This window comes from Brevundimonas sp. ALps5 (assembly GCF_058681645.1).
This window is the reverse complement of the sequence record NZ_CM178744.1, coordinates 3087417-3100999: the sequence shown is the minus strand read 5'-3', so window position 1 is coordinate 3100999 and position 13583 is coordinate 3087417. Positions and strand designations below refer to the sequence as shown.

Annotated in this window: 15 protein-coding genes; 14 read left to right on the top strand and 1 reads right to left on the bottom strand. The window is 68.1% G+C overall.

Annotation, left to right across the window (positions count from 1 at the left end; translation table 11 throughout):
- The first annotated feature begins 24 nt into the window (after window positions 1–24).
- Genes ACW172_RS14690 through ACW172_RS14665 form a run of 6 tightly spaced genes read left to right on the top strand, consistent with a single transcriptional unit; the run spans window position 25 to window position 4526 of the window.
- Complete coding sequence (locus tag ACW172_RS14690; RefSeq protein WP_492032180.1) at window positions 25–654, top strand: lytic transglycosylase domain-containing protein; 630 nt, start codon at window positions 25–27, stop codon at window positions 652–654.
- Window positions 651–950 (top strand): TrbC/VirB2 family type IV secretion system protein, encoded by a 300-nt coding sequence (locus tag ACW172_RS14685; RefSeq protein ID WP_492032179.1) that lies wholly within the window; start codon window positions 651–653, stop codon window positions 948–950. The genes ACW172_RS14690 and ACW172_RS14685 overlap by 4 nt, the downstream gene beginning before the upstream one ends.
- A complete protein-coding gene (locus ACW172_RS14680; RefSeq protein ID WP_492032178.1) occupies window positions 950–1129 on the top strand; it encodes a hypothetical protein in 180 nt (59 codons plus the stop codon). Before ACW172_RS14685 ends, ACW172_RS14680 begins: the two co-directional genes overlap by 1 nt.
- The gene (locus ACW172_RS14675) at window positions 1122–1457 is read left to right on the top strand and encodes a VirB3 family type IV secretion system protein (RefSeq protein WP_492032177.1); all 336 of its coding nucleotides are present in this window, start codon (window positions 1122–1124) and stop codon (window positions 1455–1457) included. Before ACW172_RS14680 ends, ACW172_RS14675 begins: the two co-directional genes overlap by 8 nt.
- Window positions 1450–3825: a VirB4 family type IV secretion/conjugal transfer ATPase gene (locus ACW172_RS14670; protein WP_492032176.1), complete on the top strand. Its 2376-nt coding sequence runs from the start codon at window positions 1450–1452 to the stop codon at window positions 3823–3825. Before ACW172_RS14675 ends, ACW172_RS14670 begins: the two co-directional genes overlap by 8 nt.
- Complete coding sequence (locus ACW172_RS14665; RefSeq protein WP_492032175.1) at window positions 3822–4526, top strand: TrbJ/VirB5 family protein; 705 nt, start codon at window positions 3822–3824, stop codon at window positions 4524–4526. The genes ACW172_RS14670 and ACW172_RS14665 overlap by 4 nt, the downstream gene beginning before the upstream one ends.
- Before the next feature lie 68 nt (window positions 4527–4594).
- Here the strand turns inward: ACW172_RS14665 and ACW172_RS14660 are convergent, their stop codons facing one another.
- Complete coding sequence (locus ACW172_RS14660) at window positions 4595–4735, bottom strand: hypothetical protein (RefSeq protein ID WP_492032174.1); 141 nt, start codon at window positions 4733–4735, stop codon at window positions 4595–4597.
- Between the two features lie 12 nt (window positions 4736–4747).
- On the opposite strand from ACW172_RS14660, the gene ACW172_RS14655 reads away from it, so the two are divergent.
- The 8 genes from ACW172_RS14655 (at window position 4748) to ACW172_RS14620 (ending at window position 13583) form a co-directional block, all read left to right on the top strand.
- Entirely contained in the window at window positions 4748–5671 is a 924-nt protein-coding gene (locus tag ACW172_RS14655) for a TrbL/VirB6 family protein (protein ID WP_492032173.1), read from the top strand.
- Between the two features lie 235 nt (window positions 5672–5906).
- Entirely contained in the window at window positions 5907–6590 is a 684-nt protein-coding gene (locus ACW172_RS14650) for a VirB8 family type IV secretion system protein (protein WP_492032172.1), read from the top strand.
- Between the two features lie 86 nt (window positions 6591–6676).
- Window positions 6677–7420 carry a TrbG/VirB9 family P-type conjugative transfer protein gene (locus ACW172_RS14645; protein WP_492032171.1) on the top strand — a complete coding sequence of 248 codons (744 nt, stop codon included), beginning with the start codon at window positions 6677–6679 and terminating at the stop codon, window positions 7418–7420.
- Entirely contained in the window at window positions 7417–8580 is a 1164-nt protein-coding gene (gene virB10, locus ACW172_RS14640; protein ID WP_492032170.1) for a type IV secretion system protein VirB10, read from the top strand. Before ACW172_RS14645 ends, virB10 begins: the two co-directional genes overlap by 4 nt.
- Window positions 8580–9587 (top strand): P-type DNA transfer ATPase VirB11, encoded by a 1008-nt coding sequence (virB11, locus tag ACW172_RS14635; protein ID WP_492032169.1) that lies wholly within the window; start codon window positions 8580–8582, stop codon window positions 9585–9587. The genes virB10 and virB11 overlap by 1 nt, the downstream gene beginning before the upstream one ends.
- Entirely contained in the window at window positions 9553–11418 is a 1866-nt protein-coding gene (locus ACW172_RS14630) for a type IV secretory system conjugative DNA transfer family protein (protein ID WP_492032168.1), read from the top strand. Before virB11 ends, ACW172_RS14630 begins: the two co-directional genes overlap by 35 nt.
- The gene (locus ACW172_RS14625; protein ID WP_492032167.1) at window positions 11415–11999 is read left to right on the top strand and encodes an LPD7 domain-containing protein; all 585 of its coding nucleotides are present in this window, start codon (window positions 11415–11417) and stop codon (window positions 11997–11999) included. Before ACW172_RS14630 ends, ACW172_RS14625 begins: the two co-directional genes overlap by 4 nt.
- A gap of 96 nt (window positions 12000–12095) precedes the next feature.
- Window positions 12096–13583 (top strand): alpha/beta fold hydrolase, encoded by a 1488-nt coding sequence (locus tag ACW172_RS14620; RefSeq protein ID WP_492032166.1) that lies wholly within the window; start codon window positions 12096–12098, stop codon window positions 13581–13583.

Here is a 13583-nt window from a genome sequence, read left to right as displayed (position 1 = left end):
GAGGCTCTCATCAGGAGCCCCGCCGTGCTCGATCTTGCGCTCGTCCTCGCCCTCTCGGCCCAGTGCGCCCCTAGCGTCTCCCCGCAGACGCTCGCGGCGATCGCCCATGCGGAGAGTCGGTTCAACCCGCTCGCCATCGGCGTCAACCGGGGCTCTGCCGTGCGTCAGCCCCAGTCGCGCGGCGAGGCGATCGCGACCGCGAAGCGTCTGATCTCGTCTGGCGCCAACATCGATCTCGGTCTCGCCCAGATCAACTCCGCCAATCTGGACTGGCTGCGTCTGTCGATCGCAGACGCCTTCGACCCCTGCCGCAACCTTGCGGCGGCCGCGACGGTGCTGCGCGCCGGCTACGACGCCACGCCATCCCATGGCGACCGCCAGCAGGCGCTGCGCGTCGCCCTGTCCCGCTACAACACCGGCCACCCGGAGCGAGGGTTTCGCAACGGCTACGTCGCGCGCGTGGAAGCCTCGGCCATGCGCCTCGGCCTTGCAGAACCCGGCCCTCTGACGCCGGCCGGTCCCCAAGGCCCCGCCTCCGATCCCGCCCTGGAGCCCGTCTCGCCGCCCGCGGCCTGGGACGTTTTCGCCCGAGCCAACGCCGCCATCCTGTTCGTCCCCGCCTCACAGACCCAGACCTGGAGCGTCATCCCGTGATCCTGTCCCTCACTCACCGACGCCATTGCGCGGTCGGGGCCATCGCACTGGCCACCACCCTGATCTCCGTTCAGCCGGCCTTCGCCTCGGCCAATGTCGAGGGCCTGCTGCAGAACGTCGTCGACATGCTGACCGGCAATACAGCCCGGCTTTTGGCGATCCTCGCGGTCGTGGTCGTCGGCATCCTGTGGATGTTCGGCCTGTTCGACCTGCGACGCGCCGCGATCGTCATCCTCGGGATCGTCGTGGTCTTCGGGGCTGCCGAGATCGTCGGCCTGATCACGGGCGGCGCCTGATGGCCGCCGCCGACGTGATCTTGATCGTCGCTGGAGCCGTCGGCGCCCTGGCCCTCGGCCTGATGCTCGGCGTCAAGCTGATCTCGCCGACGCGTTTCGCACAGGCCCTCGCCGGCGGCCTTCTCGGGCTTGGCCTGGCCAAGACCGCCCTCGTCCTGAGCGGCTCCGGTCATGGCTGAGGAACGTCTGATCGAAGAGCCGTTGTTTCTCGCCTGCACCCGGCCGGCGATGATCATGGGTGTCCCGATGGAAGCCATGGGCGTGAACGTCATGGTCTCGGGCCTCGCCTTCCTGGTGGGAGGCAGCCTGCTCTACCTCATGACCGCACCGGCGTTGCATCTGGTGTTTCGCGCGATCTGCCGGGTCGATCACAACGCCTTCCGGCTGCTGCTGGCTTTCGTCGACACCAAGGGCCGGTCCCGCAACGGGGCTCTGTGGGGCGGCAGTTCGCCGACGCCCCTCCCGCTCGTACGGCGATTTCACCCCGGGGAGCTGGCTCGTGGTTGATCCGCGCCCCACCCCGTCCCGGCTCCGCAAGGAGGCCGATGCGACGGCCGGCCTGCCCTATGCGCGGCACGCGAGCGATCATGTCGTCGTCCTCGACAGCGGCGCCCTGATGATGGCGTTCCAACTCCAGGGAGCGGCGTTCGAAACCGCCGACCCGCGCGATCTCAATGACTGGCACACAAAGCTCAACCAGGCCTGGCGCAACCTCGCCGACGACCGGCTGGCGATCTGGCACCATATCGTTCGACGTGAAGTCCAACCCGAGACGGCGAGCGGGTTCCGCTCGGACTTCGCCCGGGAGCTGAGCGACGCCTATGAGCGGCGGCTCGGCGGCCGCCGGCTGTTCGTGAACGAGCTTTTCGTCACCCTGGTGCTTCACCCGGGCCGGGATGCGAGCGATCGTGCGGGCGCCCTCATGCGTCGCCTGCAGGCGGCCCGACGCCGGGACATGGAGATCGCGCCCGAGCTCATCAAACGTCTGGAAGACGCGGGACGCGATCTCGAACAGTACCTCGGCCGATACGCTCCCCGACGCCTCGGCCTCTACGCGCACCGCGAGGTCTGGTGTTCGGAGCCGATGGAACTGATCAGGCTCGTGCTGACCGGACAGTCCGGTCGAGCGCCGATCGTTTACGGCCATCTCGGCTCGGCAGCCTACACCGTGAGGGTCATCTTCGGACGCGAGACCCTGGAAATCCGCGATATCGACGCCGCCCGCTTTGCGGGGGTGCTGGCGATCAAGGAGTATCCCGCGTCGACGCGCCCGGGCCTCTGGAACGCGCTGTTGAGCGCGCCCTTCGGGTTCGTCATGACCCAGTCCTTCGCCTTCCTGTCCAAGGCGGCGGGCCGATCCGTCATGGAGCGCAAGCAGAACCAGATGGTCTCGGCTCGCGACCGGGCGTCGTCCCAGATCGAGGGCCTGTCGGATGCGCTCGACGACCTGGTCAGCAACCGCTTCGTCCTCGGAGAGCATCAGGCCTCCGTCCTCGTTTTCGGCGACACTTCCGCGGCTCTGGCGGATCACCTGTCCAAGGCCAGAGCGCACCTGGCGGATTCCGGGCTCGTCGTCGCGCGCGAGGATCTGGGCCTCGAGGCCGCTTTCTGGTCGCAGTTTCCGGGCGGCTTCGCCCGAAGGACGCGCCCCGCCGCCATCACCTCGAGGAATTTCGCGGCCCTTTCGCCGTTTCATGCCTACCCTGTCGGCAAGCCGTCGGGCAATCATTGGGGCGCCTCGGTCGCCACCCTTCGCACGACCGCCGGCTCGCCCTTCTACTTCAACTTCCACGTGGGCGACCTGGGTCACACCTTCATCTGCGGACCGTCGGGGTCTGGAAAGACGGTGGTCCAGAACTTCATGCTGGCGCAGCTCGAGCGTTTCGACCCCCAGCAGCTCTTCATCGACAAGGATCGTGGCGCCGAGATCTTCGTCCGGGCGTGCGGCGGAACCTATCTCGCTCTGCGAAACGGCGAGCCGACCGGGTTCGCCCCCTTCAAGGCGCTGGCGCCTTCACCGGCCAATCGCGCCTTTCTCAGCAGGCTTGTTCGCACCCTTGTGACCCGGCCCGATGAGACCCTCTCGGTCCAGGACGCGCGCGCCATCGACGAGGCCGTCGCCGCCCTTGAGGCCCTGCCTTGCGAGCGACGATCCCTGACCGCTCTCCGCAGCCTTCTGGGCCAGTCCGACAGCGGCGGCGTCGGCGCGCGTCTCGAACGCTGGACCCAGGCCGGGCCGCTGGGCTGGGCTCTGGACGGGGACGACGACGCTCTGTCGCTGGACGCCCGCTTCGCCGGTTTCGACATGACGGACGTGCTGGACCACCCCGAGGTCCGCACCCCGATGATGCTCTACCTGTTCCACCGCATCGCCCAACGCGTGGACGGGCGGCGATTGGTCCTCGACATCGATGAGTTCTGGAAGGTTCTCGGCGACGCGGCCTTCACCGACCTCGCGCAGGATGGCCTGAAGACCTGGCGCAAGCAGAACGCCCTGATGGTCTTCGGAACCCAGTCTCCGGCCGACGCCCTGCGCTCACCTATCGCCCACACCATCCTGGAGCAGTGCGCGACCAAGATCTTCCTGCCGAACGCCCACGCCCAGGCGCGCGACTATGTCGACGGCTTCGGCCTGAGCGAGGAGGAGTTCCGGTTGATCCGCGACGAGCTGACGCCGGAGTCGCGTCGCTTCCTGGTCAAGCAGGGTCACGACAGCGTCGTCGTCGAACTCGACCTCAAAGGTCTCGAGGACGAGCTCGCCGTCCTTTCGGGTCGAACCGAAACCGTCGCCCTGCTGGACCGGCTGAGAGCCGGAGCCGGGGACGACTACGCCGACTGGCGGGGGCCGTTTCACACGCAAAGGAGATCGACATGAAGACCGCGATTCTGGCTGCGAGCGCTTCGCTCGCCCTCGCCCTGGCGGCGCCCGCGAACGCCCAGCAGGTCGTCTACGACCCGACCTCCTTCGCCCAGATGGTGAAGGACGCCCGCACGGCCATGGAACAACTGGATGCCCTCAAGGCGCAGGTGCGGCAGGGCCAGGAATTGTTCAACAGCCTGAACGACCTCTCGAACGTCAACGCCGTCGCCGGGAGCCTCGGTTTGCCCGAGATCCGCAATCCCCTTCCGGACCTGGCGACCCTTCGCGCGGCCGCCGACGGCGACCTTTCCGCCCTCGGCGACCTCGCAGAACGGGCTGACGCCATCCGTCGGGACACCCGCCTCTATACAGCGGAAGAGGAGACCGCAGCGTCCGCCGCCCTGGAGAGGTCCGGCGCGCTCGCAGCGCGGGACCTGGCCATCGGCGAGAGCATCGACCGATCGGCGACCCGCCGCCTCGAAGGTCTGGAAACACTGCGGCGGGCGCTGGACACCGCGCCCAATGCGCGGGCTGTGATGGATCTGAACGCCCGCCTCGCCGCCGAGCAGGCCATCATCCAGAACGAGCAGATCAGGCTGCAAGGTCTGGCCCTGACGCAAGCCGCCGAGACGCGACTCGAGGAGCAGCGCGCCCGCGAACGGGTCGCGGCGGAACGCGCCTCGCGGATGGATGTCTATCGCCAGGCTTTCCGGTGAGGGCCGCGGCCGTCGCGCTGGCGGCGCTCGCTACGGCCTGCAGCGAGCCCCGTTCGGAGCCGTCAGGATCAGCGTCTGACCGCGCCTCGCTCGAAGCCGCCGTTGCGAACTGCGACCGGGGCGCGGGCGGAACGCCGTGCGACCTCGAACGCAAGCGCCTCGCCGAAGCGCGCCGCGCCGACCGCATGGCCGCCTACCGGCAGGCTCATTAGGAGGTCGCGATGTCGTTCCGGGTCTTCGAGCCGGCCTACAATTTCCTCGACGAGAGGCTGAACGTCTTCCTCGGCGATCGGCTCGGATCGGTCATCGCCGAGGTCGAGGGGCCGCTTCGTATCGCTCTGGTGCTTTACGTCGTTCTCTATGGCTTTGCGATCTTTCGGGGCGCGATCAGCGAGCCGATCATGGATTTTGCGATCCGGGCGATCAAGCTGTTGTTCATCTACGTGCTGGCGACGACGCCCGCCTATTCGGAGTTCGTCACCGAACCCCTGTTCAGGGATCTGCCGAACTTTCTCGCGCGCGCGATCAGCGGCGCCGAGACGCCGAACGTCGGCGGCGCCTTCGATCAATTTCTCGCCTATGCCGGCTACCTCGGTGAGAAGATCGGCAGCGAAGGATCGGCTTTCGATCTGGCGCCCTACCTCGTTTCGGCAACCGTCTTCATCGTCGGCGCGCTGGCCTGCGCGCTCGGCTTCGGCGTGGTGCTGGTCGCGAAGCTGGCGCTGGCGCTCCTGGTCACGCTCGGCCCGATCTTCATCGCCTGCGCCCTGTTCGATGCGACGCGGCGCTTCTTCTTTGGCTGGCTCTCCCAGTCCGTGAACTACCTCGTCCTGTTCGCCCTGATCATCACCATCTTCCAACTGGTCCTCTCGCTGGTCCGCGATCAGTGGGGCGCGATCGAGGGCGGCGATCCGATGGTCGGCGGCCTGATCTTCATCGCCCTGTGTCTGCTCGGAGCGATCTTCTTCCTCCAGACACCGGCGATCGCCGCCGGGATCGCGGGCGGCGCCAGCGCCGGCCTCGCCGACTTCGCCAATGCTGCGGCCCTGGGATCGAGCCCGAGCGGCGCAGCGCGTGGCCCGCTCGAAGCCAGCCGTCAACCGCCGCGCGGCGGCGGATCCATCCGTCCCACTGGAGCACGCTGATGTCCCCTCTCCGAACCGTCTCAAGTCTGTGTCTGCTCGTCCTCTCAATGCCCGTCCTTACCGGCTGCACGACGCTGGGGCCGTCCGAGGCACCGATCTGCGACGGCCGTCATCGCCGGCCGGCCAATCCCTACGGCTCGGTCCTGGCGCCTCCGCCCCCCGCTGAGCCAACGCCTGCGAGCGCGGGGGCGCCGATCACGAGAGAGGCGGAAGCGCCGGGCGCGGGGGGCTGCGCATGACCGGCGTCCCCTCCTCCGACCTGAAAACCTACTTCGCCGAAGCGCGCCGGTGGGATCAGGATCGTCTCGTTGCGGCGATCCGGTCGCGGCGTCTGGCCTGGACCGTCGCCGGGGTCGCCTCCGGCCTGACCCTGGTCGCGGTCGCCGCCGTCGTGGTGCTGACCCCGCTCAAGACCACGGAACCCTTCGTCGTGCGTGTGGACCAGTCGACGGGGGCCGTGGACGTGGTCCGCGGTCTGTCGTCGGCGGAAGGGCCGGCGACCTATGACGAGGCCGTCAGCAAATACTTCCTCGGTCAGTACGTCCGGGCGCGCGAGGGCTATCTCGATCCTGCGGCGGAAGAGACCTTCTCCCTGGTCTCCATCCTGTCCGGCGGCACGGAGCAACGACGCTGGGCGGACCACTATCGCGGCTCGAACCCCTCCAGTCCGCAGAACCTCTACGGACCCGGCGCAGAGGCGGTCGTTTCGATCCGGGCCATCGGTTTCATCAACGCGGGGGTCGCCAACGTGCGTTTCCACCGCACGGTGCGGCAAGCCCAGCAAGTGACGGAGAGCGACTGGATCGCCACCGTCGCCTTCACCTATACCCGGGCGCCCATGTCGGAACCGGATCGCCTGCGCAATCCGCTGGGCTTTCAGGTGACCTCCTACCGCGCCGACCCGGAGGTGGTTCGATGAAAAGGCTCATACTCGCCTTGAGCGCCGGTCTCGCCCTTCTCTGCGCCACGCCGGCGCTGGCTGACGACGCGCCCCGGGACGCCAGAATGATCGAGGTCGACTATGCGCCGGGCTCGATCTACCGCGTGGCCGGCGCTTTTCGCACCGCGACGCAGATCGTCTTCAGCCCCGACGAGACCATTCGCCATGTCGCGATCGGCGACAGCGTCAGCTGGGAAGTCGCCGCGGAGGGCTCGGTTCTCTTTCTGAAGCCCCGCGAGCGACTGCAGGCCACCAACCTTCTCGTCGTCACGGACCGCGCGGGCGAGCGCCGCCATTACGCTTTCGAGCTCGCGGCGCGCGACGCCCGGGATCGGTCGGCCATCGCCTATCAGATCCGGTTCCGCTACCCGCACGATCTTCAGGCGGCGACCGTGTCCTCGCTCGAGGCCGCGAGCGAAGCCATCGAGGCGCGCCTGCTCGATCTGACGCTGGATCAGGCCGCCCTCACCGGACACCGCAACCTCGCCTACACCGTCCAGGGGGCGACCGACCTTCAGCCGAGCGAGGTGACTGACAACGGCCGCTTCACTGTCCTGCGGTTCCCCGCCAATCAACCCATCCCGTCGATCTTCGCGGTGTCCTCCGAAGGCGTGGAGAGTCTCGTCCCATTCGACGTCCGCGGCGAATTCGTGGTGGTGCACGCGGTCGCTCCCGGACTGCGTCTGCGACGCGGACGATCGGTGCTGTGCATCTTCAACGACGCTTACGACGCACGCGGGATCGGGACCGGCACAGGCACGGCCTCGCCGCTCGTCGACCGAACCGTAATGCAAGGAACCCGCCCATGACCGAGTCTCCCGAACCTGACGACCGGCCGTCTGCGGACGTCCGCCGGGACGGCCCTGTCGCGCCTCCCATGACGGACCGGGGCATCTCCCCGATCGCCGGTCGCTTCGGAGGTCGCAGCTCAAAGCTGGTCACCCTCGGCGCTCTTGGACTTGGATGCGCGGTCTTCCTCTACGCCACCTGGGACCGGGGCGACGCCGAGAAGGCGCGCACACCCGGCGACACGGAGCCCGCGCGCCAGCTCGTGCCGTTCGAGCCGGCAAGACGGGAGCCGGCGGCGCCGACCCTGGGCGAGGAGACGCTTGATCCGGCGGCGCCCGCCCTCACGCCGGCGGGAGAGCCCGTCCCTGCGATTGAGAGCAGTCCAGGCCGCGCAACGGGCGAACCGTCGGCGGCGGATCGGAGGCAGGCGATCGCAGATGAAGCAAGGCGGTCCCCGGTTCTGGCCTATAGTCGGCAGGGATCCGGCGGATCGGGCCCGCACGTCTCGCCGGCGACGGGCTCGGCGTCAGCGATGCCGATCTCCACCGGCCAGGCCGGTGCGACACCGCTCGACGCCCTGAGGCGGGGGTCGACAATCCAACAGGCGCGCGCGAACGTGCTGGGCGACAGAAATCTCCTGCTCACGGCCGGCGCGGCCATCCCGTGTGTCCTGCAGACGGCCATGGACAGCGCGACGCCGGGTTTCGTGAACTGCATTCTGCCGCGAGACGTCTACTCCGACAGCGGCGCAGTCGTGCTCCTGGAACGGGGCACGCGCGTGCTGGGAGAATATCAGGGCGGCCTTCAGCAGGGGAGAAACCGGCTGTTCGTCCTCTGGACCCGCGCGGTCACCCCGGCGGGCGTTTCGGTCGGTCTGGCCTCGCCGGCGGCCGACGCCCTCGGCCGGGCCGGTTTCGATGGCCGCGTCGACACCCACTTCTGGGATCGGTTTGGCGGCGCGCTTCTCCTGTCCCTGGTGGATGACGGGCTTTACGCCGCGGTCGGTCGCAACGACGCTGTGCGGGAGACCGCCCGCGTCCCCTCCGACGCCGCCGGTATCGCCCTCCAGAACTCGGTCGATATTCCCGCGACTTTGCGCAAGCCTCAAGGCGCGGAGGTCTCGATCTTCGTGGCGCAGGACCTCGATTTCGCCGGCGTCTACCGCTTGCGGGTGCGGTGATGGACGACACCGCCGTCCTCGAACACTACCTCGCTCCGTTGCGCCCCTTGCTGGCTCCGGATGATGTGACCGAGCTCGTCATCAACCGTCCGGGCGAAGTCGGAATCGAGCAAGGCGGCAGGTGGCGCTGGCACGAAGAGCCGGTTCTGACGGAAGCCTGGCTTCGAACCCTGGCGGTGGCGGCCGCGGCCTTCACCAAACAGGACGTCAGCGACGCTCGGCCGATCTGTTCGACCGCCTTGCCTGGCGACGAGCGCTGCCAGATCGTCCTGCCGCCCGCCGCCCCCTCGGGCACCGTATCACTCACGATCCGTAAACCGTCGCGCCGGCATTTCGGGCTGGAGGCATTCGCGGCCGGCGGCCTGTTCGAGAACGTCGTTGCGGTGGACGACGCCGTTGCGGATCCCATCGACGCAGAGCTCAGCGCCCTCAAGGCCGCCGGCGACTGGTCGGCATTCTTCCGACTGGCAGTGGTGTCCCGGCGAAACATCCTTGTCTCCGGGGCGACCGGATCCGGCAAGACGACTTTCGCCAAGGGACTCGTCGAAGCCATCCCCGAGCACGAACGGCTGCTGACGATCGAGGACACCCGGGAGTTGGTCGTCCCTCATCGCAATGTCGTCCACCTGACCTATTCCAAGGAGGGTCAGGGACTTGCCCAGGTGACCGCCAAATCCCTTCTGGAGAGCGCCCTGCGGATGCGTCCGGACCGAATTCTTCTGCAGGAACTGCGCGACGGCACGGCCTTCTTCTATCTGCGCAACGTCAACTCGGGCCATCCGGGATCGATCACGACGGTCCACGCCGACAGCGCCTCATTGGCTTTCGAGCAGCTGACGCTTCTGGTCCGGGAATCCGAGGGGGGCCGCGACCTGCCGCGGGAAGACATCCGGGCCCTTTTGCATCTGCTGGTCGATGTCGCGGTCCAGATGCGCAAGGCCGATGGTCGGTTTCGGGTAACGGAGGTCTGGCATGACCCCGCTCGCAAACGCGGCCCCGGCCACTAGGGCGGCGGCGTTCGCTGCCACCGCCGTCGTCCTCCTCGGCTGTCTCATCCTGATCGCCGGCCTCATCGCACTCATCGGTCTGGGGCGCTTCTCGACCGACATCGATCCCCTGCGGACGCCGGCCTGGTTCTGGTACTACCGCCATGATCCCGATGTCCGGCGGTGGCTCGCCATCGGTGCGATCGGCGCCGGCCTGACCGCCCTCATCCTCAGCGCCGTGCTGGCCCTGAGCCGCCGCCGGCCTCTTCATGGCGCCGCCCGATGGGCCACAGCGTCCGAGGAACGCCGCGCGGGGCTGCGCGCCCGATCCGGCATTCTGCTCGGCCGGGGACGATCAGGGGGCTTTCTCATCGCAGACGGCCCCGAGCACGTCATGCTTTATGCCCCGACCCGCACCGGCAAGGGCGTCGGGGTCGTGATTCCCAATCTCCTGACCTGGCCCGGCTCTGTCGTGGTGCTCGACATCAAGCGCGAGAACTTCAACGCCACGGCGGGATTTCGGGCCGCGGCCGGGCAGCGCGTGATCCTTTTTGATCCGCTCGCCCGGGATGGCCGGACCGCCCGGTACAATCCCCTGGGTCACATCGACCGAACGGACGCTGTCGGCGTGCTGGACGAACTGCAGCGCCTGGCGCTGATGCTCTTCCCCACCCATCCGCAGGCGGATCCCTTCTGGGCGGAGGCGGCGAGAACGGGCTTTCTGGGGGTCGGCGCCTATGTCGGCGCGACCTCTGCGCTCCCCTTTACGCTCGGCGAGATCTTTCGGCAGCTGACCGGGGACGACGCCCGCGTCCGCTTTCCGAAGCGGATCGAGGAGCGTCGTCGGCAGGGTGACCCGCTTCCGGCGGCCTGTGTGTCCGCCCTGATGGATTTCTGCGCTGCCAGCGAGAACACTTTCGCCTCCATCCGCCAGTCGATCACGACCCGGATGGGGCTGTGGTTGAACCCTCTGGCCGATGCGGCCACGAGCGCCTCGGACTTCGACCTTCGGGACCTGAGAAGCGGGCGCCTGTCTCTCTACCTCGGGACCAGTCCGGACAATATGATCCGCGTCGCTCCCCTCTACAGCCTGCTTTTCCAGCAGCTCGTGGATCTGAACAGCCGGGCGCTTCCCGGGCCTGCGGATCAGACCGTGCTTGTGCTTCTGGACGAGTTCGCGCGCCTCGGCCCCGCGCCCGTTCTCGCTCACGCCTTCGCCTGGGTCGCCGGATACGGTCTTCGGCTCTTGCCGGTCATCCAGAGCCCGGCCCAGCTGAGGGCGCTCTATGGTCCGGACGTCACCGAGGAAATCCTGACCAACTGCGGCGTTGAGATCGTATTCGCGCCCAAGGAGCTGCGGGTCGCCCAGGAGCTCAGCGAGAGGCTGGGCTATTACACCGAGGTCAGCCGGAGTTTCAGCGCGCCTCGCGGTCTGGGGGCGGGCCGCCGCAGCATCACCCGGTCTTCTCAAAGACGGGCGCTGATGCTGCCGCAGGAGCTGATGCAGATGTCCGCCGAGGCCCTGATCGTGCTCAAGGCGGGCGTGCCGGGCGTCCGCGGCCGCAAGATCAGATACTTCGCGGAGGCGGCTTTCTGTCGTCGCCTGACGCCTCCGCCTCCACCGCCGCCTCGTGTCGCGGGGGTCGCCTCTCCGGATGTCGGTACCGTCGTGCCCTCCTCTCCAGAACGCGAGAACGATGACATGGATATAGACGCGATCACCCGTGCGTTCGCAGAAGAGGGCCTGCCCCCGCCCCGGCCCGGTGCGTCGGAAGAAGACATCGCCGCCTGGCTCGATCGTGTCGCCGCCGGCCCGCCGCAGCGGATGGCGCGCGAGGAGGAACGCGCATGAGCAAGGATCGCGCCCCGCAGCCGCAGCTCGAGCCTAACCGGATCGGTCCGGATCGAAAGACGCAAACCCCGATCTCGACGACCAAGGGCGATGTGCCCGCAACCCTGCTCGACCGCTACCTGATCGAACGGGACCGTCAGGGGAGACCCGAGCGGTTTTTCCGGGATCATCGTGCGACCGATCCCATGTTTCGCGACCGGGGCCGGAGCCTGACGGCGACCCAGGCCTACCCGGATGCGGTGGCGGACATGCTCAGGATCGCCCGGCATCGCGGCTGGGCCGCGGTTCGGGTTGGAGGTGACGAGGCGTTCAGGCGGGAAGCCTGGATCCAGGCGCGCGCGCTGGGTCTGCAGGTGACGGGACACCGGCCCCGAGACCGCGACCGGCAGGCCGCCGGTGAAGCACCGGCGCCTCCGCGCGATATCGAAACCCGTATGCGGAACGCAGCTCTCGTGGTTCGCACACTCCTTCCCGAGCCTGCCGCCCAGGCGCGGCTCGTCGCCTATGCGGCCTCGCTCGCGAACCGGGCGATGGGCCGGGAGCCTCCGGAACGACGGACCGACCGCGAACGTCGCCACTGACGCAAACCACAGTTCGACAAAATCGCGATCCGCAGATAACCATATTTGTGGTTGTGCGGCCCGATGTCCGCACCCGCTCTGGGGGTGAGTGTTCGCATGGCGCGCAAACCAAGGACAACGACCGCGGCCTCGACCGCCAAGGCGACGCCCGCACCGACGCCGTCGCCGGCCGCATCCGCGCCCAAGGCGAAGCCGAAGACGGCCGTCGTCCTGATCCATGGGATGGGGGAACAACGCCCCATGTCGACCCTCTGGGGGTTTGTCGAAGCCGCCTGGTCCTCGGACCGCAACCTCGTCCCTGCATACGACAACGCCGTCTACGCCAAGCCGGACACCATCAACGATAATTTCGATCTTCGCCGGGTGACGACACGCTACTGGAGCGCCCCCAACCCGCGCCGCGTGGACTTTTTCGAATTCTACTGGGCGCATCTGATGCAAGGCAACACGGTCCGCAGCACGCTCGGGTGGGTGCGCGATCTGTTCATTCGCCCGCCGTCCAGCGTGCCGCGGGGTCTGAGGCGGGTGTGGCTCGTCGGCGTGGTCCTGCTGCTGATCGGCGCCGCCTTCATGATCGTGGCCGCCCTGCCTTCGAGCTTCGCCGACCTGTTCATCCCGAAACCCTTTGCGGCGGGCCTCGCTCTTGTGGGGGTATTCGCAAGCCTTGCCGCGACCAGTTGGCTCGCTCCAGTGGCCGGCGACGCCGCGCGGTACTTCAGCGCCGACCCGCCGAACGTCGAGGCGCGCAACGCCATCCGGCGCGCCGGCGTCGACGTTCTCGAGCGTCTGGCCAAATCCGGAAAATACGACCGGATCATCCTGGTGGGCCACAGCCTCGGATCCGCGATCGGTCTCGACATACTCGCCGCCGCCTATGAACGGGTTCCTCGCGAGACCTGGGCCAAGGCTCACCCAAAGGGTGGCGCGGCGGCGGTCGCCCTCAAGGCGCTCGAGAAGGCGGCAGATCATTTGAAGCGAAAGCCCAAGGATCGCGCCGCCTTCATCGCCTTCCGCGATGCGCAACGCGTCTATGCGACGATTCTGGCGGACGGCTGGGAGACCGGTGGAGCCGCCTGGCTGGTTTCGGATTACGTCACGCTCGGGTCACCGCTGAGCAAGGCCGAGATCCTGATCACGCGGAATCGGGAGCGTTTCGACTTCCGGGTCGGGGCGCGGGGTTTGCCGACGTGCCCCCCGTTCTTCGAACAGACCAGCCCGCCGCGATTTTCCTATGAGGTCGCACGTGGACAGTGGGGGCCTCACCACGCGGCGCCGTTCGCCTCGACCAGCTGGACGAACCTCTACTTCTCCAACACCCTGATCGTCATCGGCGATATCGTTTCGGGCCTCGTGGCGCCTCTGTTCGGCCCCGGCGTCCGCGACGTCAGACTGCCGATCGGCGCCCCGAGATTCCGCCACAACGACTACTGGCTGACGCCTGAGGTCGAGCCCACGCCGCCGTGGATCAAGGCCCTGCGGCACGCGCTCAACCTGCGCCTCGCGCCGGAGACCCAGGTCTGGGATCAGACGTCAACCGACACCATGCTGGCCGACCGCCCTAATCCCAAGACGCCCAAGGCCTGA